Origin of the sequence: Nocardioides sp. AX2bis, from assembly GCF_902506435.1 — a bacterium.
Taxonomy (GTDB): domain Bacteria; phylum Actinomycetota; class Actinomycetes; order Propionibacteriales; family Nocardioidaceae; genus Nocardioides.
The window spans coordinates 209,510-234,030 of the sequence record NZ_LR733215.1 but is presented as its reverse complement, the minus strand read 5'-3'; the positions used below and the strand labels follow the sequence as shown (position 1 = coordinate 234,030).

The following is a 24,521-nucleotide window of genomic DNA, read 5'->3' as shown; positions in this document are numbered from 1 at the left end:
CTAGGGCGACCGGGCACGGTCCGGGAGCGGTCGGCTCGTCCGGGCGGCGACCCCCGCTCGACTAGTCTGGAGCCGCGGGCCAGGCTCGCTTCCCCCTGACCTCCCCTGCTGTCGAGAGGCCGAGAGTGCTCACCGTCGTCCTCGCCCACGCCCTGGCGGCGTGCGTCGCGCCCGCGCTGGTCCACCGCGTGGGCCGCTGGGCGTTCCTGGTGCTCGCCCTGGTGCCGGCGGCGACCTTCGTCTGGGCGCTGACCTGGGCCGGGACCGTCACCGACGGTGGCGCTGCCGTGTCGGTGACGGAGTGGGTGCCGGCCCTCGGGCTCGACCTCGCGCTGCGGATGGGCCTGCTCCAGTGGGTGATGGTGCTCGTCGTCGCCGGCGTCGGCGTGCTGGTGATGGCGTACTGCGCGTGGTACTTCGCGGAGACACCGCCCGCGTCGCTGGCCGGCTTCGGGCTGGCCTTCACCGCGTTCGTCGGCACCATGCTCGGCCTGGTCCTGGCCGACGACCTGCTCCTGCTCTACGTCTTCTGGGAGCTGACCACGGTCTTCTCCTACCTGCTGATCGGCTTCAAGCCCACCGACCGGCCCGGGCGCCTGGCCGCGATGCAGGCGCTGCTGGTGACCACGCTCGGCGGCCTGGCGATGCTGGTCGGGATGCTGGTCCTGGGCCAGCAGGCCGGGACCTTCCGGATCAGCGAGATCCTGGCCGACCCGCCCGCCGGCACCGCGACCACGGTGGCGCTGCTGCTGGTCCTGCTCGGCGCGCTGACCAAGTCCGCGCAGGTGCCCTTCCACTTCTGGCTCCCGGCGGCGATGGCCGCGCCGACCCCGGTCAGCGCCTACCTCCACGCCGCGTCCATGGTCAAGGCCGGCGTCTACCTGGTCGCCCTGCTGGCCCCCGCGTTCGCGGGCACGCCCGGCTGGCACCCCGTGGTGCTCGGGCTCGGCACGGCCACGATGCTGCTGGGCGGGGCCCGCGCGCTGCGCCAGCTCGACCTGAAGCTGCTGCTGGCCTACGGCACGGTCAGCCAGCTGGGCTTCCTGATGGTGCTGGTCGGGATCGGCACGCGGACGGCGGCCCTCGCCGGCCTGGCGATGCTGCTGGCCCACGCGCTCTTCAAGGCCACGCTGTTCCTCGTCGTCGGCATCGTCGACCACCAGACCGGCACCCGCGACCTGCGCGAGCTGTCCGGGGTCGGGCGCCGGATGCCGGCGGTCGCGGTCGCCGCCGCCGTCGCGGGCGCGTCCATGGCCGGCGTCCCGCCGCTGCTCGGCTTCGTCGGCAAGGAGACCGTGTGGGCCGCGCTCCTCGAGGTCACCGACGGCACCCGCGGCGACCTGCCCCCGGCCGCCGGGTGGGCCGTCCTGGTCGGGCTGGTCCTCGGCTCGGCGCTGACGGCGGCCTACACGCTGCGCTTCTGGTGGGGTGCCTTCGCCGCCAAGACCGGTGTCGCCGCCACCGAGGTCACCCCGGTGCCGGCCCCCTTCGCCCTCGCCCCGGTGGTCCTGGCCGGGCTCACCGTCGTGCTCGGCTTCGCCGGCGGCGTGCTGACCGACGTCCTCGACGGGTACGCCGACCAGCTCCCGACCGGCGAGGAGGAGGAGTACCTCGCCCTGTGGCACGGCCTCGAGCTGCCGCTCGCGCTCTCCGCGGTCGCCCTGCTGCTCGGCCTGCTGCTGTTCCGGCTGCAGCACCAGTACTGCCGGATCGCCGCCCGGGTCGGCACCCGCTTCACCGCCGACGCGGCGTACCGCGTGGTCCTGCGCCGGGTGGACCGCTTCTCGGTCGAGGCCACCGGGCTCTTCCAGCGGGGCTCGGTGCCGACGTACCTCGCGGTGATCCTGCTGGTGGTCCTGGCGCTGCCCGGCGCGGCCACGGTCGCGGTGCTCACCGGCGGGACGGAGGGCGGTCCGCTGGGCGTGCGGCTGTGGGACTCCCCCGCCCAGGGCGCCGTCGCGCTGGTCACGGTGCTGGCCGCCGTCGCCGCCGCGCGGTCGCGGCGCCGGCTGCGCGCCGTCGCGCTCGCCGGGGTCACCGGGTACGGCGCGGGCCTGATCTTCCTGCTGCACGGCGCGCCCGACGTGGCGCTGACGCAGGTGCTGGTCGAGACCGTCAGCCTGGTCGTCTTCGTGCTGGTGCTGCGCCGGCTGCCCCCGTTCTTCAGCGACCGCCCGCTGAGCGTGCGGCGATGGTGGCGTGCGGCCCTCGGCGTCGCCGTCGGCACGGCCGTCTCCGGGTTCCTGCTGGTCTCGGCCAACGCCCGTACCGCGCGCCCCATCTCGGAGGCGTTCGCCGACGCGGCGTACGACTTCGGCTACGGCAAGAACGTCGTCAACATCACCCTGGTCGACATCCGGGCCTGGGACACGATGGGCGAGATCGCGGTCCTCGTCGCCGCGGCGACGGGCGTGGCCAGCCTGATCTTCATCGACAGCCGCACCTCCGGCATCCGTCGGGTGCGTGACATCCCCTACCCGCGCGACGTCACGAAGCTCTCGTCGCAGGGCGGGCGCCGCGCCTGGCTGCCGGGGCCCCGCACGCTCAGCCCGGAGCGCCGCTCGATCGTCTTCGAGGTCATCACGCGCCTGGTCTTCCACACCGTCATGGTCTTCGCGATCTACCTGCTGCTGGCCGGGCACAACCTGCCGGGCGGCGGGTTCGCGGCCGGGATGGTGGCCGGCCTGGCCCTGATGGTCCGCTACCTCGCCGGCGGCCGGTACGAGCTCGACGAGGCCGCCCCCGTCGACGCCGGGGTGCTGATCGGGACGGGCCTGTTCGTGGCCGCCCTGGCCAGCCTCGGCCCGCTGGTGGTCAGCGGCGAGGCCCAGCGCACCTACGACGTCTACCTCTACCCGCCACTCCTCGGCGAGATCCACCTGGTGAGCTCGGTCGGCTTCGACATCGGCGTCTTCCTGGTCGTCGTCGGGCTGACCCTGGACGTGCTGCGGACCTTCGGCTCGCGCCTGGACCGTCACATCCTGCGCGAGGAGCAGGCCCGCGACCGCGGGGAGAGCATCGACCGCCAGGCCGAGGCCGGCCGGCGCGAGGGGGCGGCGCCGCGATGAACGTCAGCCTCGTCCTCGTCGCGACCTGCGGCGTCCTGGTCGGCACCGGTGTCTTCCTGATGCTCGAACGGAGCCTCACCCGGGTGCTGGTGGGCCTGGTCCTGCTCAGCAACGGCGTCAACCTCGGCTTCATGGTCTCGGCCGGCGAGCCCGGGGAGCCGCCGATCTACGGCAGCGCCCCCACCGCCGACATGGCCGACCCGCTGCCCCAGGCCCTCGTGCTGACCGCGATCGTGATCACCCTGGGCACCACCGCCTTCCTGCTGGCGATGGCGCACCGCAGCTGGCAGCTCCACGGCCACGACGAGGTCCAGGACGACGTCGAGGACGCCTCCATCCGCCGGCTCGCCGACGCCGACGAGACCTCGCAGGGCTACGACCTCGACGACCGCGACCAGCAGGGCGACCATGCCTCCGCCCGACCCGAGGAGGACCGCGGATGACCGGGCTCGGCGTGACCGCCCTGCTGCCCCTGCCCGTGCTGCTCTCGCTGCTCGGGGCCGGTGCCGCACTGATGCTCTCGGGGCGCCCCACCCTGCAGCGGTGGGTCAGCACCTCCGTGCTGGCCGCGGTGGTGGCGATCGCGGCGACCCTGCTGGTCGTCGTGGACCGCGAGGGACCCCAGGTGCTCACCCTCGGCGGCTGGTCCTCGACGCTGGGCATCTCGCTGGTCGCCGACCGGCTGGCGGCGCTGATGCTGCTGGTCTCCTCCGTCGTCACCCTGGCCGTCCTCGTCTACTCCATCGGCCAGGGGATCACCGACGACGACCGCGAGGCACCCGTCTCGATCTACCACCCCACCTTCCTGGTGCTCGTGGCCGGCGTCTCCAACGCCTTCCTCTCCGGTGACCTGTTCAACCTGTTCGTCAGCTTCGAGATGCTGCTCTTCGCCAGCTACGTGCTGCTGACCCTGGGCGGGACCACGGCGCGGGTCCGCGCCGGCACGATCTACGTCGTGGTCAACCTGGTCAGCTCCATGCTGTTCCTGGTCTCGATCGCCGCGGTCTACTCCGCGGTCGGCACCCTCAACATGGCCCAGGTCGCCCTGCGCGTCGGCGAGCTGCCCGACGGCGTCTCGCTGGTCCTGCAGCTGCTGCTGCTGGTCACCTTCTCGATCAAGGCCGCCGTCTTCCCGCTGTCGCTCTGGCTGCCCGACAGCTACCCGACCGCCCCGGCGCCGGTCACCGCCGTCTTCGCCGGCCTGCTCACCAAGGTCGGCGTCTACGCGATCCTCCGGATGCAGACGCTGATCTTCCCCGACAGCGACCTGACGGTGCTGCTGCTGGTCGCCGCGCTGCTGACGATGGTGATCGGGGCGCTGGGTGCGATCGCGCAGTCCGACATCAAGCGGATGCTGTCCTTCACCCTGGTCAGCCACATCGGCTACATGATCTTCGGGATCGCCCTGGCCACCACCGCGGGACTCTCCGGCGCGATCTTCTACGTCGCCCACCACATCACCATCCAGACCGCGCTGTTCCTGGTGGTGGGACTCATCGAGACCCGGGCGGGCAGCACCTCGCTGCTGCGCCTGGGCGGGCTGGCGCGGCTCTCACCCCTGATCGCGGTGCTCTTCTTCATCCCCGCGATGAACCTCGCCGGCATCCCGCCGATGTCGGGCTTCCTCGGCAAGACCGGGCTGCTGCAGGCCGGCCTGGCCGACGGCTCCGCGCTGGCGCTCGTGCTGGTGGCCGCCGGCGTCGTGACCAGCCTGCTCACGCTGTACGCCGTGGCCAAGACGTGGGCGCTCGCCTTCTGGCGCAGCCCGGAGCAGGCCCACGACATGACGACCTCGATGATCGACCCCGACAGCGGCACCGCGGCCGAGAGGCACGGCGACCACGTGCACATGGGCCCGGTCACCTTCGGGCCCCGCGACCTCGAGGCCGCGCGGGCCCTGCGCGCGGACGACGACCCGGACCGCGACCTGCACCAGCTGCTGCTCGAGGACGCGCTGCCCCGCCGGCTGCCGCTGCTGATGACCGCCCCGGCCGCGGCCCTGGTCGCGGTGAGCCTGGCCCTGAGCGTGGTCGGCGGCCCGTTCTACGGCTACACCGACCGGGCCGCGGCCGACCTCGCGGACCGCCAGCCGTACCTCTCCGCCGTGCTCGGGGAGGAGGCCCGATGAGCCGTCTCCGCCTGCTGCAGTGGCCCGTGGTGCTCTGGCTGGCCCTGGTCTGGTGCGCGCTGTGGGGCAGCGTGAGCCCCAAGATCCTGCTGTCCGGGGCCCTGGTCGGCGTCGCCGTCTGCCTGGTCTTCCCGCTGCCGCGGCTGCGCGCCGACGGCGTCGTCCGACCGTGGCCCCTGCTCGTGCTGCTCGGGCGGTTCCTGGCCGACGTGGTGGTGGCCAGCGTGCGCGTCTCGGTGACCACGCTGCGTCCCGGCCACCCCCGCAGCGCGATCGTCCAGGTCGACCTGGCCACCTCCTCGGACCTGGTGCTGACCGTGGTGGCCGAGCTGATCTCCCTGGTCCCGGGTGCCGTCGTGATCGAGGCCCGGCGCTCGACCCACACCCTCTTCCTGCACGTCCTCGACGCCCCCGACCCGGCCGCCGTCGAGCACTCCCGCGCCACTGCCCTCGCCCAGGAGCAGCGGGTCCTGCGGGCCTTCGCCCGGAAGGAGCCGGCCTCGTGACCATCGCCATCCTCCTCGCCGGGGCGATCCTCGCGATCGCCGCGGTGCTGGTCGTCCTGCGGATGACGCTGGGTCCGACCATGCTGGACCGCGCGATCTCCTTCGACGTCCTGGCCGCGGTCCTGCTGGCCGGGATCGCGCTCGACGTGGCCGCGGACCGCGACGCCGACGCCGTACCGATCCTGCTCGTCCTCACCCTGCTCGGCTTCGTCGGCTCGGTCTCCATCGCCCGGTTCTTCCCCGGCAGCGACGACGTCGACGAGCCGCGCCTCGACGAGGACCCGTCCGCCGACGAGCCGGCCTCGTCGGACCCCGCGGACCCCGCGGACGACGGCACGCTCGGCCGCCCGACCGGTGGGGGGCTGCTGTGAGCTGGGCGGGCGTGGCCGACGGGATCGCCGGGGTGCTGTTCGTCCTCGGCGCGCTGTTCAGCCTGGTCGCGGCCGTCGGCCTGCTGCGCTTCCCCGACGTGCTGACCCGGATGCACTCGGCGGCCAAGCCGCAGGTGCTCGGGCTGATCCTGATCACCGTGGGCGTCGGGCTGCGGCTGCGCGACCCGTCCGTCGTGGCGCTGCTCGGCCTGGTGGTGCTGTTCCAGCTGGTCACGGCTCCGGTCGCCAGCCACATGATCGGGCGCGCCGCGGTCCGCGGCGGGAGGGTGCGCACCGACCTGCTCGAGGTCGACGAGCTCTCCGAGCAGCGCGACGCCGAGGAGCCCCGCGGGGCGCCCTGACCCCTGGCGACCCGGGTGGATTGAGGTTAGGCTTACCTAAGTCGTTGCCGATCGACCGGGGGAGGTCCCATGTCACCGTCGTACGCCGAGCGTGCCCGCGCCGTCGTGGTCACCGCCACCGGGCTCGAGGTCGGGGTGCTCTCGATGACCGTCCCGGTCGAGCGGCACCTCGCCGACGCCGACGGCTCGCTGCTCATCTGCGCTCCGCCCACCGGGTCCGGCGAGCCGGGCTCGCCGCTGGCCCTCGCGGGCCGGTTCCCCGGGCCGGTGCTGACGGCGACCCTCACCGACGTCGCCGGCGTCCCGGAGCCCGACCGGGTCCGTGGTCGGGTCCGGCTCACCGGACCGCTCACGCGCGCCACCGACCCCCTGCCCGCCGGGGTGGCGACCCACCTGGGCGCCGGCCCGGGGCGGCCGGTCCTGCGGCTGGTGCCGCAGCGGGTCGCGATCGACTGGCGGGTCGGGCCGGAGCAGGAGGGCTGGCAGGGCGTGGACGCCGCCGACTACACCGCCGCGGCTCCGGACCCCCTGGCCGGCTGGGAGGCCGGGTGGACCGCGCACCTCGACCGCGACCACCCCGACCTGGCCGCGGCACTGGCCCGCAGCGTACGGCCGGACCTCGACCCTGCGGCCGTCGTCCGCCCGGTCCTGGTGGACCGCGGCGGGATCACGCTGCGCGTCCACCACGTCCCGCCCCGCCGCGTCGAGGACCTGCACCTGCCGCTGGGCCGCGAGGTCCGGTGCGGCTGCGACGCCAGGCTCGCGCTCCAGGAGCTGGTCGAGGCCCGCCTCCCCCCGCCGAGATGACCCTCGCGGACAGCCGAGATGACGCTCGCGGCGCCTCGAGGTGACGCTTGCGGACACGCGGGCGGCCGGGGTGACACCATCGCGACATGACGACCGCTGACTCGGGCCGCCCGTCACGACCGGCCGGCACCATCCTCGCGCTCGGGGGTGGCGGCTTCTCGGTGGGTGGGAGCCCGCTCCTCGACGACCTGCTGCTGGACCTCGCCCGGCCCCGCGCCGAGCAGCGCGGCCACGGCGACCGGCCGCGGGTGGCGTTCGTCGGGACGGCCAGCGGTGACGCGGAGGCGTACACCTCGAGGTTCGAGGCCGCCTTCGGCGACCGCGCCGAGACGACCGTGGTGTCGCTGTTCTGGCGCGACGGCTCGGACCTCGCCGGGACGCTGCTGGACCAGGACGCGGTGTTCGTGGGCGGCGGCAGCACGCTCAACCTGCTCGCGCTGTGGCGCCTGCACGGCCTGGACGCCGCGATGGCCGCGGCCCTGGCCGACGGGGTCGTGCTGGCCGGCGTCAGCGCCGGGATGAACTGCTGGTTCGACTCCTCGGTCACCGACTCGCACGGCCCGCTCAGCGCGCTCGACGACGGGCTGGGGTTCCTGCCGGGCTCGGCGTGCCCGCACTACGACGGCGAGCCGGACCGACGCCCGGCGTACCTCGACATGGTCGGGAGCCGCGCCCTGCCCAGCGGCTTCGCCGCCGAGGACGGGGTGGGGCTGCTGTTCCGCGACGGCGCGCTGGTCGAGGCGGTCAGCGAGCGGCCCGACGGCCGGGCGTTCCGGGTGCACCTGGCCGGCGGCGCGCTGGACGTGGACGACGCGGCCGACCTCGCCGACGTCGCGGAGAGCCCGCTGGACGTGCGGTTCCTCGGCTGAGACGCCCAGGACGTCGTACGGCGCGCACCGCGGCTGCGGTGCGCGCCGTATGACGTTGCGCGGGTGCCCCGGAGGGGGCGGACCGGTCAGGCGGCCTTGGCGGCCTTGATCCGGCGGGCCTGCTGCTCGAGGCGGGCCTGGGCGGCGCGGCGGACCTTGGGGCCGCCGGTGGCCATGCCGTAGAGCAGCTTCATCTGGCTGGGCAGGTTCTTCGGCGTCGTGGTGGTCATGAAGCCGTTGGGCAGCGACAGCCGGACGACCTTGTGCCAGGCGCTGCCGACCTGCTGGGGCAGCGGGGCCTCGTGGTAGCGCAGCTCGTACTTGTCGAAGAGCGCCTTCACCTGGGGGGCGATCTCGGCGTACCGGTTCGACGGCAGGTCGGGGAACAGGTGGTGCTCGATCTGGTGCGACAGGTTCCCGGTCATCAGGTGCATCGCCTTGGAGCCGGAGATGTTGGCCGAGCCGAGCATCTGGCGGACGTACCACTGGCCGCGGGTCTCGTTCTCGGGGATCGCCTTGCGCTCGAAGGTCTCGACGCCCTCGGGGAAGTGGCCGCACATGATCACCGAGTGGGACCAGACGTTGCGCACCACGTTGGCGGTGAAGTTCGCGGCCAGGGCCGGGAGGAACCCGCCGAACGGCAGCGCGAGCGCCGGGTTGACGACGTAGTCCTTGGTGGCCTGCTTGCGGATCTTGGTGATCGTGTTGCGGGCGCGGCGCTTGAACTCGTCGCTGCGCTTCTCCTTCGGGATGGACAGGTTCTTGCCCAGCTCGAGGTCGTAGGCCGCGATGCCGTACTCGAAGAAGCAGGCGTTGATCGCGTTCCACAGCGGCTGCGCGAGGTACATCGGGATCCAGCGCTGGTCCTCGTCGACGCGCATGATGCCGTAGCCGAGGTCGTTGTCCTTGCCCACGATGTTCGTGTACGTGTGGTGGACCTCGTTGTGCGAGTGCTTCCAGCCCTCGGCCGTGGAGGCGTTGTCCCACTCCCAGGTGCTCGAGTGGATCTTCGGGTCGCGCATCCAGTCCCACTGGCCGTGCATGACGTTGTGCCCGATCTCCATGTTCTCGAGGATCTTGGCGATGCTCAGGCCGATCGTCCCCGCGACCCAGGCCGGGGGGAAGGCGCTGGCCAGGAGCACCGCGCGGCTGCCGAGCTCGAGCTTGCGCTGCACGTCGACCATGCGACGGATGTACGCCGCGTCGGCCGCGCCGCGGTCGTCGATGATGCTCTGGCGGATCGCGTCGAGCTCGACGCCGATCTGCTCGACGTCGGCCTCGGTGAGGTGCGCGGTGGGGTTCTCGGGCTTCTTGGTCATGACGGTCATGGGTGCCTCCGTGGTGTGACGGTGGTCGGGTGGGTCAGGTCGGTGGTGGTGCGGGTGGTGCTCAGTGGTCGATCGAGCAGGCGCCGGCGGGGGCGTTGACGCAGGTCTGCACGAGCACGCCGCGCGGGTCGGTCTCGCCGGGGACCGCGGTGGTGATGGCCCCGTTGCGCAGGTCGCGCACCGAGCCCTCGCGCATCGGCAGCACGCAGCCCATGCAGATGCCCATCCGGCAGCCGCTGGGCATCAGCAGGCCGGCCGCCTCGGCGGCGTCCAGGATCGGCGTGGCGCCGTCGATCTCGACGTCGGTGGCCGAGGTGGAGAAGGTGACGGTGCCACCCTCGCCCGGCTCGACCCGCGAGGTGCGGAACTGCTCGACGAAGAGCTCGAGCCCGTGCTCCTCGTGGTGGGCGTCGAGGGCGTCGAGCAGGCCCGAGGGGCCGCAGGCGAACGTGCGGCGCTCGGCCAGGTCGGGCACGAGGTCGCCGATCGAGCCGACGTCGAGCACGCCGTGCTCGTCGTCGTAGCGGGTGACGAGACGGATCGCGCCGGCCGCGTCCAGGGCGACCAGGTCGTCGTGGAAGATCGAGTCGGGCTGGCTGGGGGCGACGTGGACGACCACGATGTCGCGGTCGGCGCCCCGCGAGGGCAGCAGCACGCCCTCGTCGGTGGACGGGAACAGGTTGCGGAGCATCCCGATCACCGGGGTGATGCCGGAGCCGGCGGTGACGAAGAGCAGCTTGCGCGACTCCGGCGGGAGCACGAACTCGCCGGCGGCCTGCTCGAGGTGGACCAGGGTGCCCGGGCGGGCGCCGTGGACGAGGTGGGAGCTGACGTGGCCGTCCGGCACCGCCTTGACGGTGATCGAGACGTGGCCGTCGGCGCGGGGGCCGTGGGTCAGCGAGTAGGCGCGCCAGTGGCGCACCCCGTCGACGTCGATGCCGATCCGGACGTACTGGCCGGGCACGTGCCCGGCCCAGTCGGCGCCGGGCTTGATCTCGATCGTCGCGGCGTCGCGGGTCTCGGGGTGCACGGCCACGATCCGGCCGCGCAACGGGCCACCGGCGCGCAGCGGGCTGAACACGTCGAGCACGTCGTCGAGCTCCAGCGGCGTCACCGCGGCCTCGGCCACACGGCGCACGCGCGAGCCCACGGCGGCCCGGAGGCCGGCCGTGCTGCGGCCGCGTCCCGAGGACGGGCCGATGCGCAGGGAGGAAAAGGAGCTCATGCACCTAGTCTGCTCGACCGGCGGCACAAACTCCTGTGCTCAAGACGTGATTCGAGCGGTACTCTTTGTTCGGTCGAGACGAAAAGAGGGGTACGCATGGCGTCAGGTGGTCCACGAGAGCTGGTGAGCCGGGGCCTGCTGCTGCCCGAGGAGTCCGCCGCGGCGATCCGGGCGCACCTGCCGCGGGTGGCCGACGACGTCGTCGCGGCCATCATCGCCGAGATCCCCGGCTACGAGGACGACCTCGGGGGCCGGATGGGCAGCACGATCCGTACGGCGGTGCAGATGGCGCTCGGCGGGTTCCTCTCGCTGGCCTCGGGTCGGCGCGGCAGCGACCCCCGCACCCCGACCGCACCGGCGGTCGAGGGGGCCTACGCGCTGGGCCGTGGGGAGGCCCGCAGCGGGCGGAGCACCGCGGCGCTGCTCTCGGCGTACCGGATCGGGGCGCGGGTCTCCTGGCGCGAGATGTCCGGCGTGGCCGTGGCCAGCGGGCTCGACGCGGCGCAGACGGCCTCCTTCGCCGAGCTGGTCTTCGCCTACATCGACGAGCTGTCGGCCAGCAGCGTCGCCGGGCACGACGACGAGCTGGCCAGCGCCGGCCGGGCGCGGGAGCGGTTGCGGGAGCGACTGGCGCGCCACCTGCTCGACGGAGCCCCGGCCGAGACGGTCACCGCGGCCGCCGAGGACGCCGGCTGGACGCCGCCGAGCACGCTGACCGCGCTGGTGGTGCCCTCGGCCCAGGTACGCCCGGTGCTCGCCGCCCTGCCCCCCGGCACCCTGTCGGTGACCGACGTCGCCGGCCTCGACGACGCCGCGGTGCTGCTCGTGCCCGACTGCCACGGCTCGGCCCGGTCCACCACCCTGGGCCGCGTGGACGACCGCGGCGTCGTCGCCGGCCCCGCCCGCCCCTGGACCGACGCGCACCGCTCGGTCGACCGCGCCCGCCGGGCGCACGCGCTGGGGCTGGGCGGCGACACCGAGGAGCACCTCGAGCAGCTGGTGCTCACCGCCGACCCCGAGGCGCTCGCCGACCTGCGCGCCCGGGCGCTGGCTCCGCTGGCGGACCTGAAGCCGGCCGCCGCGGAGAAGCTGACCGCGACGCTGCGCTCCTGGCTGCTGCACCAGGGCCGCCGCGAGGACGTGGCCGCCGATCTCTTCGTGCACCCCCAGACCGTCCGCTACCGCATGCAGCAGCTGCGCGAGCTCTACGCCGACGACCTCGAGGACCCCGCCACCGTGCTGCGCCTGGTGATCGCCCTGGGAGCGCTCCCGTAGGTTGTCGCCATGCCGAAGCTCCCCCGTCCGGCAGGACGCTCCTCCCTGCCCGGGCTCGTGGCCGGGCTCGCGTCCGCGACCCTGCTCCTGGGCGCCTGCTCCGGCGGCGGCCAGGAACGCAGCGACGCGGCCGACCCGACACCCTCCCCCTCCTCGTCCTCCTCGTCGGCCCCCACCGAGGAGCCGAGCGACACCGCGGAGCCTGCGCCCTCCAACGGCGAGCAGTACGTCGCGCTCGGCGACTCCTACACCGCCGCCCCCCTGGTGCCCTCGACCGACACCTCGGACGGCTGCCTCCGCTCGGACGGCAACTACCCGCACCTGCTCGCCGCCGAGCTGGGCTACGAGCTCACCGACGTCAGCTGCGTCGGCGCGACCACCACGTCGATGGTCGGGGTGCAGCAGACCCAGTCGGGCGCGCAGCCGGCCCAGTTCGACGCGCTCGGCCGCGACACCGACCTGGTCACGCTCGGCATCGGCGGCAACGACGTCGAGCTGTTCTCCACGCTGTTCCAGGACTGCCTGCCCCTGGCCGCCGACGACCCCGACGGCGCCCCCTGCACCGAGAAGCTGGAGGGCGGTCCGGACGACCTGCTCCCCGCGGTGCGCCGCGTCGACGGGCTGGTCGAGGCGATCGTGACCGGGATCCGCCAGCGCGCGCCGAAGGCCCAGATCGTGGTCGTCGACTACCCCCAGCTGCTGCCCGCCGAGGGCAGCTGCGAGGCCGGGGCGCTCGCCGCCGGCGACTACGCCTACGTGCGGGAGGTCAACGCCGAGCTGTCCCGCGCGGTGGTCGCCGGAGCGGAGGCCGCCGACGCCGACACGATCGACGTGCTCGGGATGAGCAAGGGTCGCGACGTGTGCTCCGAGGACCCCTGGGTCAACGGCATCCAGACCGACCCGGAGCGGGCCCTGGCCTTCCACCCCTTCGCCGTCGAGCAGGAGGCCGTGGCCGCGGCCGTCGCGGACCTGGTCGGCTGACCGACCAGGTCAGGGCACCCGGACCGCGGCCCACGCCGCCCGGACGGTGGCGACCTCGACCGACCCGGCGCCGTACAGGTCGCGGGCGGCCTGGGAGGTGGCGCCGCGCGCGGCGCGGTAGTCGGTGCGCGGGGTCATGTAGATCGTCAGCGCGCGGTACCAGATCGCCGTCGCCTCCTCACGACCGATCCCGCTCACCGCGGCGCCGTTGCAGGTCGGGCTGTCGTAGGCGATCCCGTTGATCTCCTTCGCGCCGCTGCCCTCGGCCAGCAGGTAGAAGAAGTGGTTGGCCGGGCCGGAGGAGTAGTGGACGTCGACCGACGCCGCCCGCGGCGAGTAGCAGGACAGGCTGCGGCCGTCCGCCCGCGGGTCGTCCATCCGGCGGATGTAGCGCGTTGCCGGGTCGTACTTCTTGAACACCTCGCTGCCCAGCACGTAGTCGCCCGGGTCGGTGGCGCTGCCGGCCGAGAACTCCACCATCGTGCCGAGGATGTCGCTGGTGGCCTCGTTGAGGCCGCCGGACTCGCCGCGGTAGACCAGGCCGGCACTGGCGCTGGTCACGCCGTGCGTCATCTCGTGGCCGACGATGTCGTAGGAGGTCAGCGGGCCGAGACCACCGCCGCCGTCGCCGTAGGTCATGCAGAAGCAGTAGTCGTCCCAGAAGGCGTTGGCGAACCGGCCGGCGTGGACCAGCGAGCTCGCCCCGACCCCGTCGTCGCCGATCCCAATCCGACCGAAGCGGTCCTCGTAGAAGTCCCAGGTGGTCGCGGCGCCCTGGTGGGCGTCGACGGCGGTGGTCTGCGGGTCCGCCAGTGTGCCGTCGCCCCAGGTGTTGTCGGCGTCGGTCACGACCGGGTAGACGCCGCGACGGCCCAGGGAGACGTCGTAGGTGCGGCTGGCGCCCCGCGTCGGGTCGACCATGGAGAAGACGCCCTGCGAGCCCCGGGTGGCCTCGACGGGGACCGTGCCCACGTAGCGGCCCTGCCCCGTCCCGGTCTCGGCGAGCACCGAGGGCCACCGGTCGAGGACCCCACCGGAGCCGTCGGACCCGCGGGCCGCGACGAAGACGAGCTCACCTGCCGGCGATCCGTCGGCCCGGGCGCCGCGCACCTCGACCCGCCAGGCCAGGCGGGGCGGGTCGCCGACGGCCAGCACGACGAGGTCGCGGCGCGCGGACTCGTCCTGCAGGTCGAGCTGCGCGCGGGCCGTACGGGTCGCGCTCGCCGCCGCGACGGTCGGCCGCGTCGCCACCCGCACGCGGGTGGTCGGGCCGGTCAGCGAGTCTCCGTCGGCGCCGCCCTGGTGCAGCACGACGTCCCCGCCGACGACCTCCAGCCCGGCGTAGGTCCGCTGGAACCGGACGTGGCTGCGGCCCTGCGGCTCGAGCACGGTGTCGGTGGCCACCAGCGCGTCCCGCGCCCCGAGCCCGGCCAGGTCGCGCGCGGCGCGGCGGGCGTCGTCCCGGGCGGCGACGGCACGGGCGCCACCGTCGGGGGCCGCTGCGGCGGCCCGGGCAGCGCCCGCCGCAGGCGTGGCGGGCGCGGCCTGCCCGGGAGCGGCGAGGGCGGTGGCGGCGCCGGAGACGCACAGCAGCGCGACGGCGACGAGGGATGGACGGTGCACGGTGCCTCCCGGGGTGGGCCACCTGAGCGGCGGCGCCCGCTCAACCTAGGACCACACGGCCGACGGCCGCGAGGGTCTTCCACAGGCAATCCCGAGGGACCAACGACCCTGATCAGAGCGCGCGGTGCGTGACCCGCCCGTCGACGACGGTCAGCGCGACGCTCGTGCCCCGCAGGTGCCCGTTCGAGGCCGCCGAGTCCGGCTCGAACTCGAGCGGGTCGGCGTCGAGCAGCGCGAGGTCGCCGCGGGAGCCGACGGCCACCGTTCCCTGCCCGTCGGTGCTGGCGGCCAGCGCCTCCAGCGTCGTGAGGGCCTGCTCGGGGTGCCACGGCTCGCGCAGGTCGGCCGAGCGGTGGACCGCCGCACCCATCGCCAGCCACGGGTCGAGCGGCGAGACCGGGGCGTCCGAGCCGAGCACGAGCCGGGCGCCGGCGTCGAGCATCCAGCGGAAGGCGAAGCACCGCTCGGCCTGCCCCGGCCAGACCAGCTCGGTCAGGTCGCGGTCGTCGAGCAGGTGCGCCGGCTGGACGCTCGCGCGCAGGCCGAGCCGGGCGATCCGGCCCACGTCGCGGTGCAGCACCAGCTGCGCGTGCTCGATCGAGCCGCGCGCGCGGCTGATCTCGTAGGCGTCCAGCGCCCCGGTCACCGCGGCGTCGCCGATGGCGTGGGTGGAGACCTCCAGGCCGTGGTCACGGGCCCGCGTCAGCAGGGCGACCAGCTCGGCGCCGCTCTGGTTGGGGGCGCCGTGGGCGTGCTGCACCCGCTCCGCGTCGGCGTACGGCTCGCAGCACCACGCCGTCCGCGTGTTCAGCGACCCGTCGCTGATGATCTTCAGCGGCCCCATCGTCAGCAGCGGGTCGCGTCCCAGCGGGTCGCCCGTGCGCAGACCGGCCTCGATCACGGTGTCGAGGCCGTCGGCGTAGGTCGCCATCCGGACCCGGAGCAGGTCGCAGCCGGCCTCCCAACGCTCGCACCACTCCTGCGCGCCGCCGGAGAACTCGAAGTCGACGACCCCGACCACGCCCAGCGCCGCGGCGGCCTCCAGCGAGCGCCGGTACGCCGCCGGGGAGGTGCCGTCGCTGCCGACCAGCTCGTCGAGGCGGGCGTACGCCGGGAACCAGTCGTTCTCGGCGACCACGCCGTCGCGCCACTCGATGTCGAGGGCGCGCATGGCGGCCGAGCTGACCCACGCGTGGTGGGCGTCGCCCGCGATCAGCACCACGACCCGGTCGCCGACCACCTCGTCGAGCTCGACAGTGCTGGCGCGGCGGTACCAGCCGCCCGGGCGGTGACCGAAGCCCACGACCGGGGCGTCGCCGGCGTCCTCACCGAGGACGTCGGCCAGCAGCCGCAGGCAGTCCTCGGGCGAGCGGGCCTCGGAGAGGTCGAGGCGCTCCCGGTTCAGCGTCCACTGCCCCAGGTGCGTGTGCTGGTCCCACAGCCCCGGCATCAGCCAGCGGCCGTCCGCGGCCACCTCCTCGACCCCGTCGGGGCGGCGCAGGCGCGGGCCCACCTCGGTGACGCGTCCGTCCTTGACGAGCACGTCGACCGGCCCGCCGCCCGGAGCTCCCGGCGGGGCAGGGGATCCGGCGGGGGGCGCGGTGGCGGGTGCGGGCTCGAGCGGCACCAGGTGGGCGTCGCGGATCAGCAGGCTGGGCACGAGCGCCAACGTAGGAGACGGACGGTCGTCACCAGGCACCGGGCCAGCGGGCGGACGGGGGGCTACGGTGACGCCCGTGCGGGGTCGTGTCGTCGGGGTGGTGTTCCTGCTGGCCCTCGTGGGTCTCGGCGGGGGCTGGCTCCTCGCCGGCCTGGACGCGGGGCCGGACGCCGCAGCGGGCCCCGCGAGCCCCCTGCCTGCGAGCTCGCCGTCGGTCCCGGTGCGGACCGAGGCGCCGTACGCCGTCGACGGCGGGCCGCCGGCGCTGGCCGTCGACCTCGAGTACCGCAAGGGACGGCTGGGCACGCCGCCCTTCGGCTGGACCTACGAGGCGCCGGCGGGCTGGGTGGCCACCGACATCGGGGCCGGCGAGACCAAGCTGGTGCCGCCCGACGCCGTCGACAACGGCTACGGGATGCGGGTCAAGCTGGTCAGCGAGCGGGTGGCGCCGGCCCAGATGGTCGCCCAGAAGCTCGCCGCCTTCGAGAGCGGCTACCCGGACGTGGCCGTGCGCGGCAGCTCGCCCGACACCCTCGCCGTCAGCTACCGCGCGCTGCCGGAGAACTGGCTGCGCTTCAACACCTTCCGGTGGTTCACCCGCCCGGGGTCCACCGAGGCCGTGGTCGAGGTGTCGGTCTTCGGCCGCGAGCGCGACCTGCCCGGCCTCGACGACCTGCTCGACCAGGTCGCGGCCAGCCTGCAGCCGGTCGGCTGAGCCCGGCCTAGAGCCCGGCCTAGAGCCCGACGGTCTCGACGCTGTCGAGCACCCGCATCGCGGTGGCCTGGTCGGCGCTGCGCACCTGCACCCACAGCAGCTCGCCGGTGGTGACCTGCACGACGCGCTCCACCCGCACCCCGCCGGGGCAGCCGGTGGAGACCACCGTGGTGGCCGCGCCGTCCTCGAGGGTGTCGGAGTACGGCGCCCGCCGGGTCTCGCACTCCGGGTGCTGCGGGAGCGGGTCGGGCAGCTCCGCGCCGGGCAGCAGTGCCACGAACACGCCCTCCCCGGAGTCCTGCCAGCCCTCGCCCGTGCCGGCGGCGAGCGCGGGGTAGTCGCCGCTCGCACCCTCCACGGGCGGCTCCCAGCCGTCGTCCACCACGGAGGCCTGCCAGGCGGACGGGACGGTGACCGACAGCGAGCCCGTGGCGTCGGCGACCCCGACCTCCCCCGGCGCCAGCGCGTCGTGGACCGCCCAGCCGCCGGCCACGCCGCCCACCAGCGCCGCGAGACCGGCGGCGACCACGGCCAACGACCGGGGCCGGGTCCGGGGCCGGGTCCGTGCGGGAGCGTCCCCTGGGTCCCGGCCCGGGCCCGGGTCGGTACGCCCCGCCGACCCGTCCGGTGCGGGCCGCGCGGCCGGCACGGTCAGCGCGGGGTCCACCGGCAGCCGGCCCGCGGCGTCCTCGGGCCGCAGCGCCGGGGCGAGCGCCTCGGCGAGCGCGGCCACGTAGGCCGGGACGTCGGCGTAGCGCTCCTCGCGGTCGGGGCTCAGCGCGCGTCGCACGACGTCGTCCGCGGCGGCCGGCAGGCTGCGCCCCGTCCAGTCGAGCGCGGGCACCGGCGCGGGGTCGGCCGCCGCCCCGAGGCTGACGTGGTCGAAGGGCGGTCGCCCGGAGAGCAGCAGGTGGGTCACCACCGCCAGGGAGTACTGGTCGGCGCGCGCGTCGGGCCGCTCGCCGCCGCGGGCCTGCTCCGGCGCGACGTACGACGGGGAGCCGGCGACCATGGTCAGCCGGGACGAGGCGTCCATCGCCCGACCGAGGCCGAGGTCGCCCACCATCGCCCGCAGCCGGCCGTCGACGGCGCGGAACAGCACGTTCGCGGGCTTGACGTCGCGGTGCACGATGCCGCGGGCGTGCAGGGCGGCCAGGCCCTCGCCGACCTCGCGGACCACCTGCAGGGCGGCGTCCGGGCCGAGCCCGCCCAGGTCGACCCGATCGGCCAGCGTGCCCTGGTCGGCGTAGGACATCACCAGGTACGGCCGGCCGTCCTCGAGCTCGCCGGCGTCGTAGACCGACACGACGTGCGGCGACTCGACCCGGCGCAGGTAGCGGCCCTCCTCGACGAACCTGGTGCGCACCTGCGGGTCGGAGGCCCAGTTGTCGGCCAGCACCTTGACCGCCACCGGGCTGTCGAGCTGCTCGTCGTAGGCCAGCCACACCGTCGCGAACCCGCCGGCGCCGATCCGGCGGCGTACGGCGTAGCGACCGAGGCGGGAGGGCATGGTCACCTGCGCATCATGGGCTGCCCTCGCGGAGGCGGCAACCGGGGGCGGCAACCGAACGGTCCCCGGCGGCGTCCCAGCAGGAGACGCCCCGCCCGCGACGCGGACAGGCATGATGGGGCCCACCGGAGAGGCCTGACCCCGATGACCACGAGGACCCCCCTGATGACCCCCGCGCCCCGCGAGACCGACGGGACGAGCGAGCCCGACCGCGTCGACGCGCTCGCCCGGGCGGCGGCCCGCGGCGACCGGGTCGCCCTCGAGGACCTGCTCGGCGTCGTCCGCCCGCGGATCCTCGCGGTGTGCCGCGGGGTCCTACCGCACGGTCCTGACGCCGAGGACGCCTGCCAGGAGGCGATGCTCTCGGTCGCCACCAAGGTCGGGTCGTGGCACGGGCGCGGGCGGTTCACCACGTGGCTGCACGTCGTGGCCCTCAACAGCGCCCGCAGCACGTACCGCCGCCTCAAGCGCCAGGCCGTGGCCGCCGACCCCGCCGAGGGTGGCCGGCTCGACCGTCCCGACCCGCGCACCACGAGCGTCATCGCCGGCACCCGGCTGGACCTGCTCGAGGCGATGGAGACCATCGGCGAGGGCCACCCGCAGTTCGTCGAGCCGCTAGTCCTGCGCGACGTGTACGGCCTGGCCTACGGCGAGATCGCCGACGCGCTCGGGCTGCCGCTCGGCACCGTCAAGGCCCAGGTGCACCACGGCCGCCAGCTGGCCCGGCCGCTGCTGCGGGACGACGTGTGAGGAGCACGGTCCCGGCCGCTCTCCTGACGGTGCTGGCGCTGGTGGCGTGCTCGTCGGAGCCGGCCGCGCAGCCCGGAACCGCCGCCGAGGACCCGTACGCCGCCGCGGTCAGCGACCCGCAGGAGGACTCGGTCTACCCCGAGGTCGGCGACCCGGGCGTGGACGCCCTGCACTACGACCTCGACCTCGCCTGGGACCCCGAGGGCCGCGAGCTCACCGCGACCGAGGTGCTGACCTTCCGCGCCACGACCACGGCCGACTCGTTCCGGCTCGACCTGGGCGAGCCCCTGGAGGTCCTCGACGCCACGCTGGACGGCGAGCCGGTCGACGTCGCCCGCGAGGGCAAGGACCTGGTCGTCGACGCCCCGGTCGAGGCCGACGCGCGCCACGAGCTGGAGCTGGACTACGCCGGCACGCCCGGGCCCGTCCCGGCCCCGACGGCGCGCGCCGACATCTCCACCACCGGCTGGCACGTCACCCCGAACGGCGGGACCTGGACGATGCAGGAGCCCTACGGCGCCTACAGCTGGTACGCCGTCAACGACCATCCCTCCGACAAGGCGCTCTACGACATCGCCATCGAGGTCCCCTCGCCGTCGATCGGCGTCTCGAACGGCAGGCTCGTCTCCCGCACCGAGGAGGCCGGCACGACCCGGACCGAGTGGCACCTCGACCAGCCCGCCGCGTCCTACCTCGTCACGGTGGCCACCGGCAGGCTGGAGACGACCCAGGACACCTCCAGGTCGGGCACCCTGATCACCTACTGGACCTCGCCGGACCTGCGGGCGAACCGGCTGTGGAACCTCCGCTCCGCCCCCCGGGCTCTGGACTGGCTGGAGGAGCGGCTGGGGCCGTACCCGTTCTCCACCCTCGGGTTCGTCGTGGTCGACGGCGCCAGCGGCATGGAGACCCAGACCATGATCACGCTCGGGGACGACGCCTACAGCACGTCCCCGGCGGTGGTCCTCCACGAGCTCGCCCACCACTGGTACGGCGACCAGGTCGGCCCCGACGACTGGAGCGAGGTGTGGATGAACGAGGGCATGGCGATGTACCTGCAGCTGCTGTGGGAGTCCCAGCACGGCGGCCGTCCCCTGCAGGCCGTGATGGACGAGATCGCCGCCGGCGACACCGCCAGCCGGGCGTACGCCGGCCCGCCCGCCGACTACGACCCCGACAGGTTCGGCGACGGCAACATCTACTACCTCCCCGCGCTGATGTGGCACGAGCTGCGGGCCGACCTCGGCGACGACGCCTTCTGGTCGATGGTGCGGGCCTGGCCGGCCGCGCGGGACGACGTCGCCACCGACCGCGAGGACTACTGGGCCTGGCTGGAGGAGGAGACCGGCACCGAGCTGACCGCCTTCCTCGAGGCGTGGCTCCTCGGTGGCACCACCCCGCCCGTCGACGCGTCCGAGGGGTAGACCCGGCCCGGGCGCCGCCCGTCCACAGGCACCGGGCGGGCCCTTCCGCCGGGTGGGAGCGCCTGGGTAGCGTGCGCGGCATGAGGCGCCCGCCCCACGAGAACGTCGCCACCGTGCTGGTCGACCCTGCCGTGCTGCGCGACCTCGAGCTCGAGCTGATGGCGCTCGACCTGTGGGTGTGGCCGGTCGCGACGGCCCCGATCGCCGACGACGGCCCCCGGATGGCCTTCCAGGTGCGTCGCCGGATGCTGATGGCCCGGCGCGGCGCGTGGGACCTCGCCGCGGACTGGACCCCGGTCTGGATCGCCTTCGGCGACTCCTGGCACGTCGGCGACGAGCCGCTCCCCTGGTCGGCGCACGCCGCGCTCTGGGACGCACTGGCCCACCACGCGGCCCACGTCCGCTACCGGCTCGGGCTGGGCGGGGTGCCGCGGCTGACGGTGCAGCGCGAGGCCGGCTGAAAGGCCGTCGCCATCACGTGCAGGCGACCCGCCAGCCCGCCAGGAGGCCACGCATCCGTAACGTGATGGGCGTCGAGCCGGTCCAGCTCGTGCCGGAGAGCGTCCCGGTCACCGAGACGAAGACGTCGGACGAGAGGACGGCGACGGAGTTCGGGACCGTCACCGAGAGCGACGAGCCCGAGTCGGCGACCGGGGCGCTGACCGGTCCACCTCCGTTGCGCGCGATCGTGGCCGTGTAGGCCACCGTCGCGTACGTCGTCCCCGTCACCGGACGGGGCCAGGAGACGACTGCCTCGGAGCCCACCTCGGTGCACGACAGAACCGGCGCCACCGTCAGGGTCGTGGCTTGGCTCGACACCCGCGCGGTGTCGTTCCACCCCGCCCGGGTGGTCGCGGACGGGGCCGTCGCGGCCAGCACGAGACCCGCTGCGACCAGGACCCCGGCCCCGGGACGCCTCATGACTGCGTCGCGGTGAAGACGAAGGTCGGGACCCAGGTCTTGCCCTGCAGCGCGTTCTGGTTGACGGCCGGAGTGTTCGGCAGCGTCGCCTGCACGCAGACGTCGACGGGTGCGCCGTTGTTCACCCCGGGGGCCACGACGGGCGGGGCGGGCAGGACCTGCGCAGGCGTGCCGGCGGGCAGGATCGCGTTGTAGACCTGGGTGCCACCGGTGCACGCCTCGGTGCGGGGGTAGGACGTGTCGACCGTGGCCGACGCGCCGACGACGACGCGGACGACCATCACGGGTTGCAGGTCCGCACCGGTCGCCGACCCGGTGGCGGCGACCGTGAACGGCGTGGGGCTGGTGTTCCTCAGCGTCAGCACGGCCGCCCGGCTCTCGCCGGGTGCCATGTTGGTCATCGAAAACGGCGTCCACGTCGGCAGGTTGTCGGCGTCGTTGACCTTGAGGTCCAACGTCCCCGACGTGATCGTCGCGCCGGCGACCGTCGCGGTGTCGTTCCAGAACGCGTAGGTCCCGATGCTCGTCACGGACCCGAGCGCAGCCGTGACGCTCAGGACGACGAGCGGGCCGCGACCCAGCCGCCGACCGTGCGGGCGCTCAGCACGGTGGCTAGACACGTGACTCCTCCTCGCGCTCGGACCGGACGCTCCCGCGGGCCTGCTCCCGGCGCCGGTCGCGCCGGAGCTGCCACAGCAGCGCCGCCGCGTACGCGAAGAACGCACCGGCGGCGACGTAGACGAGCAGCTGGTGCTGCCCGGGGGTGACGAGCACGCCGAGGTGACCGACCCACGGCAAGGAGTACCAGACCTCGCCCCGGATCTGCTCGGGTCGGACCTGCTCGGAGTCCGGCTCCTCGTTGGCGTCGCCCTGCAGCGTGTAGGACCGATCGCCCTCACCGTCGTAGCCGATCCCGACGACGCGGTGGGTGACGACCGCGGGCTCGCCGCTCTCCAGCTGGTAGGTCACTGCGTCGCCCACGACGATGTCGTCGCTCGGCCTCACCACGACCATCGACCCGGGCGGGTACGCCGGGGTCATCGACCCCGTCAGCACCGTGTACGGCTCCGCCCCGGCCACCCGCGGCACGATCACAGCCAGCACCACGATCGCGAGCACCACCGCCGCCAGCACCCAGCTCAAGGCGTTGACGACCAGCGCCACCGGTCGACGAGAGGTCGACCGGCGACGCCGACGTGCGGTGGGCTCGGCCATCGGGGTTCGGGCTCAGGAGACCTGGGTGACCGTGAGCGTGAGGTCGCTCAGGACCGCGGTCAGCTCGCCGCCGACCAGACCGGTCGCGCCGGAGCTGAACTCGGCACCGGAGTTGCTCTCGTTGTCGACACCGGGAGCGCCGGCCTCGTTGCCCCCGAACGGCAAGGACACCGTGTAGTTCACCGTGATCGTGTCGTTGTCAGCGATGTTGGTGAGGGTAGGGGTCGCGTTGTCGTAGGCCGCCAGGTCGGCCGCAGTGCCACCGTTGCGCGCATAGGTCGCGCCGTAGGTCAGCTCGCCGGCGAGCGTGCTCGAGTCCAGCGCGGGCTTGACGAACGCCAGCTTGGTCTTCAGGTTCTGACCCGCCACGTCCGCGGTGAAGGTGCAGGTGCGGGTCAGTGAGTCGCCCGGCACCATGCGGAACGTGGCGAGGACGACATCGGTCGCACCTGCCTTCCAGCTGCCACAGACCGGCGCCGAGATGTCGAGCGTGCCGGCGGTGACGGTGCCACCGGGGGCGCTCTCCGCGTCCTCCCAGTAGGCGAGGGAGCCGAGGCCGCCGAGGAGCAGACCGCCGCCGGCGACGGCGGCGATGGCCGCCTTCTTGGACTTGTGCATGGGGGGTTCCTTCGGGGGGTGAGGCACGGAGCGGGATGTCGGGTCCCCCCAGGGTGCGGCCACTCCTCGTCGTGCGTGGCGGAACCCGGTCAGGCTCTCGGCCGCGAGACGATCACGGGTCGCGGACCCCTCGGCGCCGCCTGCGCGCGACTGCCCCGGCACCACGACTACCCTGCGCGCATGACCGCCCGCCCTCTCGTCGGGACCGGCGTCCTGGTCCTGGTCGCGGCGCTCGCCGCGACGCTCCTCGCGGTCGTCCTGCACCTCACCGACGGCACCGACGGAGCGGCCGGGACCCGGGACCGGGCCGCCGGTGGCCCGTCGCGCGCCGCGCCGCTGCCGGGGCGGGTCGTCGACGACCTGGGTGTGCTCTCGTTCAACGCCCGCCGCACCCTCACGCCCGACCAGGCCGGCCGGGACTGGGCCCGCCTCGCCGGCACGCCCGGTGTCGACCTGGTCGGGTGGCAGGAGGCGGCGACCCCGATGTTCCGCGACCTCGCTGCGGAGTACGCGGCCCGCGGCTGGGGCACCTGGCAGGCACCCGGCACCGGGGCGGCCGCGCCGCTGGCGGTCAGCTGGCGACGGGACACCTTCGCCTTCCTCGGCGCCCGGACCCGCAAGATGCACGGCGGGGCGTCCGCCGCCGTCACCGCCGCACCGTTCCCGTCCCGCTGGGTCGTCACGGTGCGGCTGCGCCACCGCGACTCCGGGCGGACCGTGAGCCTGCTCAACACCCACGTCAACCAGACGATCGAGACCGGGCAGCGCTTCGAGCGCAACCTCAACGCCCGGAGAGCGAAGCGCCACTACCGGACGATGGCGCGGATGTGGTCCCGGACCCCCGGCGACGTCGTGCTCGGCACCGGCGACTACAACTTCGACCACGCCGACGACGCCGCGGCCCGGCCCGCAGGAGGGCTGTCCCGGGTGTTCGAGGGGAAGGCGGTCTCGTCCTACGACGCCCTCGGCCTGGACGGCGTCGTACCGACCCGCAACACCCGGTGGATCGACTACGTCTGGCTGGCCGCCGACTCCGTACGCCGACGCACCGAGGACGGCGTCCGCGGCCCGGCCCAGCTCGCCGCGCACCGCACCCTGGACGGGTTCGAGTCCGACCACCGCCCGCTGCTGGTGCGGGTCCGGCTCTACGCCTGACCCGCACCAG

Annotated in this window: 24 protein-coding genes; 15 read left to right on the top strand and 9 right to left on the bottom strand. The window is 74.4% G+C overall.

Annotated elements, in window-relative coordinates:
* Positions 1-125 precede the first annotated feature (125 nt).
* From GV155_RS01150 to GV155_RS01115, 8 genes are all read left to right on the top strand, one after another.
* Positions 126-3,068 (top strand): Na+/H+ antiporter subunit A, encoded by a 2,943-nt coding sequence (locus tag GV155_RS01150; protein WP_160004490.1) that lies wholly within the window; start codon positions 126-128, stop codon positions 3,066-3,068.
* The gene (locus tag GV155_RS01145; protein ID WP_160004488.1) at positions 3,065-3,511 is read left to right on the top strand and encodes a Na(+)/H(+) antiporter subunit C; all 447 of its coding nucleotides are present in this window, start codon (positions 3,065-3,067) and stop codon (positions 3,509-3,511) included. The genes GV155_RS01150 and GV155_RS01145 overlap by 4 nt, the downstream gene beginning before the upstream one ends.
* Positions 3,508-5,196 carry a Na+/H+ antiporter subunit D gene (locus GV155_RS01140; RefSeq protein ID WP_236553806.1) on the top strand — a complete coding sequence of 563 codons (1,689 nt, stop codon included), beginning with the start codon at positions 3,508-3,510 and terminating at the stop codon, positions 5,194-5,196. Before GV155_RS01145 ends, GV155_RS01140 begins: the two co-directional genes overlap by 4 nt.
* Positions 5,193-5,702: a Na+/H+ antiporter subunit E gene (locus GV155_RS01135; protein WP_160004486.1), complete on the top strand. Its 510-nt coding sequence runs from the start codon at positions 5,193-5,195 to the stop codon at positions 5,700-5,702. The genes GV155_RS01140 and GV155_RS01135 overlap by 4 nt, the downstream gene beginning before the upstream one ends.
* A complete protein-coding gene (locus GV155_RS01130; protein WP_201300010.1) occupies positions 5,699-6,073 on the top strand; it encodes a monovalent cation/H+ antiporter complex subunit F in 375 nt (124 codons plus the stop codon). Before GV155_RS01135 ends, GV155_RS01130 begins: the two co-directional genes overlap by 4 nt.
* On the top strand, positions 6,070-6,435 hold the full coding sequence (gene mnhG, locus GV155_RS01125; protein WP_160004484.1) for a monovalent cation/H(+) antiporter subunit G: 366 nt from the start codon (positions 6,070-6,072) through the stop codon (positions 6,433-6,435). Before GV155_RS01130 ends, mnhG begins: the two co-directional genes overlap by 4 nt.
* Before the next feature lie 69 nt (positions 6,436-6,504).
* Positions 6,505-7,242 (top strand): DUF2470 domain-containing protein, encoded by a 738-nt coding sequence (locus GV155_RS01120; protein ID WP_160004482.1) that lies wholly within the window; start codon positions 6,505-6,507, stop codon positions 7,240-7,242.
* Between the two features lie 86 nt (positions 7,243-7,328).
* A complete protein-coding gene (locus tag GV155_RS01115; protein ID WP_160004480.1) occupies positions 7,329-8,111 on the top strand; it encodes a peptidase E in 783 nt (260 codons plus the stop codon).
* A gap of 86 nt (positions 8,112-8,197) precedes the next feature.
* Here the strand turns inward: GV155_RS01115 and GV155_RS01110 are convergent, their stop codons facing one another.
* Together GV155_RS01110 and GV155_RS01105 are read right to left on the bottom strand one after the other, a co-directional pair.
* On the bottom strand, positions 8,198-9,439 hold the full coding sequence (locus GV155_RS01110) for a fatty acid desaturase family protein (RefSeq protein WP_160004478.1): 1,242 nt from the start codon (positions 9,437-9,439) through the stop codon (positions 8,198-8,200).
* A gap of 61 nt (positions 9,440-9,500) precedes the next feature.
* Complete coding sequence (locus GV155_RS01105) at positions 9,501-10,664, bottom strand: ferredoxin reductase (RefSeq protein WP_160004476.1); 1,164 nt, start codon at positions 10,662-10,664, stop codon at positions 9,501-9,503.
* A 123-nt stretch (positions 10,665-10,787) separates the two neighbouring features.
* Between GV155_RS01105 and GV155_RS01100 the strand changes: the two genes are divergently transcribed.
* Positions 10,788-11,939, top strand: a complete 1,152-nt coding sequence (locus GV155_RS01100) for a PucR family transcriptional regulator (protein WP_236553805.1) — start codon at positions 10,788-10,790, stop codon at positions 11,937-11,939.
* Positions 11,940-11,948: 9 nt separating this feature from the next.
* Positions 11,949-12,920 (top strand): SGNH/GDSL hydrolase family protein, encoded by a 972-nt coding sequence (locus GV155_RS01095; RefSeq protein ID WP_160004472.1) that lies wholly within the window; start codon positions 11,949-11,951, stop codon positions 12,918-12,920.
* A gap of 9 nt (positions 12,921-12,929) precedes the next feature.
* Here GV155_RS01095 and GV155_RS01090 read toward each other — a convergent pair whose 3' ends face one another.
* Together GV155_RS01090 and GV155_RS01085 are read right to left on the bottom strand one after the other, a co-directional pair.
* A complete protein-coding gene (locus GV155_RS01090; protein ID WP_160004470.1) occupies positions 12,930-14,543 on the bottom strand; it encodes a M4 family metallopeptidase in 1,614 nt (537 codons plus the stop codon).
* A 112-nt stretch (positions 14,544-14,655) separates the two neighbouring features.
* A complete protein-coding gene (locus GV155_RS01085; protein ID WP_160004468.1) occupies positions 14,656-16,203 on the bottom strand; it encodes an amidohydrolase in 1,548 nt (515 codons plus the stop codon).
* Between the two features lie 76 nt (positions 16,204-16,279).
* On the opposite strand from GV155_RS01085, the gene GV155_RS01080 reads away from it, so the two are divergent.
* Positions 16,280-16,918, top strand: a complete 639-nt coding sequence (locus GV155_RS01080) for a hypothetical protein (RefSeq protein WP_160004466.1) — start codon at positions 16,280-16,282, stop codon at positions 16,916-16,918.
* 19 nt (positions 16,919-16,937) lie between these two features.
* Here GV155_RS01080 and GV155_RS01075 read toward each other — a convergent pair whose 3' ends face one another.
* Positions 16,938-18,428, bottom strand: a complete 1,491-nt coding sequence (locus GV155_RS01075) for a serine/threonine-protein kinase (RefSeq protein ID WP_236554435.1) — start codon at positions 18,426-18,428, stop codon at positions 16,938-16,940.
* Positions 18,429-18,593: 165 nt separating this feature from the next.
* On the opposite strand from GV155_RS01075, the gene GV155_RS01070 reads away from it, so the two are divergent.
* From GV155_RS01070 to GV155_RS01060, 3 genes are all read left to right on the top strand, one after another.
* Entirely contained in the window at positions 18,594-19,178 is a 585-nt protein-coding gene (locus GV155_RS01070) for an RNA polymerase sigma factor (protein WP_160004462.1), read from the top strand.
* Positions 19,175-20,602: a M1 family metallopeptidase gene (locus GV155_RS01065; protein WP_160004460.1), complete on the top strand. Its 1,428-nt coding sequence runs from the start codon at positions 19,175-19,177 to the stop codon at positions 20,600-20,602. The genes GV155_RS01070 and GV155_RS01065 overlap by 4 nt, the downstream gene beginning before the upstream one ends.
* A gap of 80 nt (positions 20,603-20,682) precedes the next feature.
* Entirely contained in the window at positions 20,683-21,063 is a 381-nt protein-coding gene (locus GV155_RS01060; protein ID WP_160004459.1) for a hypothetical protein, read from the top strand.
* Between the two features lie 13 nt (positions 21,064-21,076).
* Here GV155_RS01060 and GV155_RS01055 read toward each other — a convergent pair whose 3' ends face one another.
* The 4 genes from GV155_RS01055 to GV155_RS01040 all read right to left on the bottom strand — a co-directional run bounded on the left by GV155_RS01055 (position 21,077) and on the right by GV155_RS01040 (position 23,356).
* The gene (locus GV155_RS01055; RefSeq protein ID WP_160004457.1) at positions 21,077-21,523 is read right to left on the bottom strand and encodes a hypothetical protein; all 447 of its coding nucleotides are present in this window, start codon (positions 21,521-21,523) and stop codon (positions 21,077-21,079) included.
* Positions 21,520-22,143 carry a TasA family protein gene (locus GV155_RS01050; RefSeq protein WP_268892560.1) on the bottom strand — a complete coding sequence of 208 codons (624 nt, stop codon included), beginning with the start codon at positions 22,141-22,143 and terminating at the stop codon, positions 21,520-21,522. The genes GV155_RS01055 and GV155_RS01050 overlap by 4 nt, the downstream gene beginning before the upstream one ends.
* Positions 22,136-22,687 (bottom strand): signal peptidase I, encoded by a 552-nt coding sequence (locus GV155_RS01045; RefSeq protein WP_160004453.1) that lies wholly within the window; start codon positions 22,685-22,687, stop codon positions 22,136-22,138. The genes GV155_RS01050 and GV155_RS01045 overlap by 8 nt, the downstream gene beginning before the upstream one ends.
* A gap of 63 nt (positions 22,688-22,750) precedes the next feature.
* Entirely contained in the window at positions 22,751-23,356 is a 606-nt protein-coding gene (locus tag GV155_RS01040; protein WP_160004451.1) for an alternate-type signal peptide domain-containing protein, read from the bottom strand.
* 180 nt (positions 23,357-23,536) lie between these two features.
* On the opposite strand from GV155_RS01040, the gene GV155_RS01035 reads away from it, so the two are divergent.
* A complete protein-coding gene (locus tag GV155_RS01035; protein WP_160004449.1) occupies positions 23,537-24,511 on the top strand; it encodes a hypothetical protein in 975 nt (324 codons plus the stop codon).
* The last annotated feature ends 10 nt before the right edge of the window (positions 24,512-24,521 follow it).

What these genes read in the sequence shown, in the direction of transcription:
- GV155_RS01135 (WP_160004486.1), top strand. Translation starts at nt 5,193, where the DNA reads ATGAGCCGTCTCCGCCTGCTGCAGTGGCCCGTGGTGCTCTGGCTGGCC.
- GV155_RS01120 (WP_160004482.1), top strand. Translation starts at nt 6,505, where the DNA reads ATGTCACCGTCGTACGCCGAGCGTGCCCGCGCCGTCGTGGTCACCGCC.
- GV155_RS01095 (WP_160004472.1), top strand. Translation starts at nt 11,949, where the DNA reads ATGCCGAAGCTCCCCCGTCCGGCAGGACGCTCCTCCCTGCCCGGGCTC.
- GV155_RS01040 (WP_160004451.1), bottom strand. Translation starts at nt 23,356, where the DNA reads ATGCACAAGTCCAAGAAGGCGGCCATCGCCGCCGTCGCCGGCGGCGGT.
- GV155_RS01145 (WP_160004488.1), top strand. Translation starts at nt 3,065, where the DNA reads ATGAACGTCAGCCTCGTCCTCGTCGCGACCTGCGGCGTCCTGGTCGGC.
- GV155_RS01140 (WP_236553806.1), top strand. Translation starts at nt 3,508, where the DNA reads ATGACCGGGCTCGGCGTGACCGCCCTGCTGCCCCTGCCCGTGCTGCTC.
- GV155_RS01075 (WP_236554435.1), bottom strand. Translation starts at nt 18,428, where the DNA reads ATGCCCTCCCGCCTCGGTCGCTACGCCGTACGCCGCCGGATCGGCGCC.
- GV155_RS01060 (WP_160004459.1), top strand. Translation starts at nt 20,683, where the DNA reads ATGAGGCGCCCGCCCCACGAGAACGTCGCCACCGTGCTGGTCGACCCT.
- GV155_RS01115 (WP_160004480.1), top strand. Translation starts at nt 7,329, where the DNA reads ATGACGACCGCTGACTCGGGCCGCCCGTCACGACCGGCCGGCACCATC.
- GV155_RS01105 (WP_160004476.1), bottom strand. Translation starts at nt 10,664, where the DNA reads ATGAGCTCCTTTTCCTCCCTGCGCATCGGCCCGTCCTCGGGACGCGGC.
- GV155_RS01055 (WP_160004457.1), bottom strand. Translation starts at nt 21,523, where the DNA reads ATGAGGCGTCCCGGGGCCGGGGTCCTGGTCGCAGCGGGTCTCGTGCTG.
- GV155_RS01035 (WP_160004449.1), top strand. Translation starts at nt 23,537, where the DNA reads ATGACCGCCCGCCCTCTCGTCGGGACCGGCGTCCTGGTCCTGGTCGCG.
- GV155_RS01070 (WP_160004462.1), top strand. Translation starts at nt 18,594, where the DNA reads ATGACCCCCGCGCCCCGCGAGACCGACGGGACGAGCGAGCCCGACCGC.
- GV155_RS01110 (WP_160004478.1), bottom strand. Translation starts at nt 9,439, where the DNA reads ATGACCGTCATGACCAAGAAGCCCGAGAACCCCACCGCGCACCTCACC.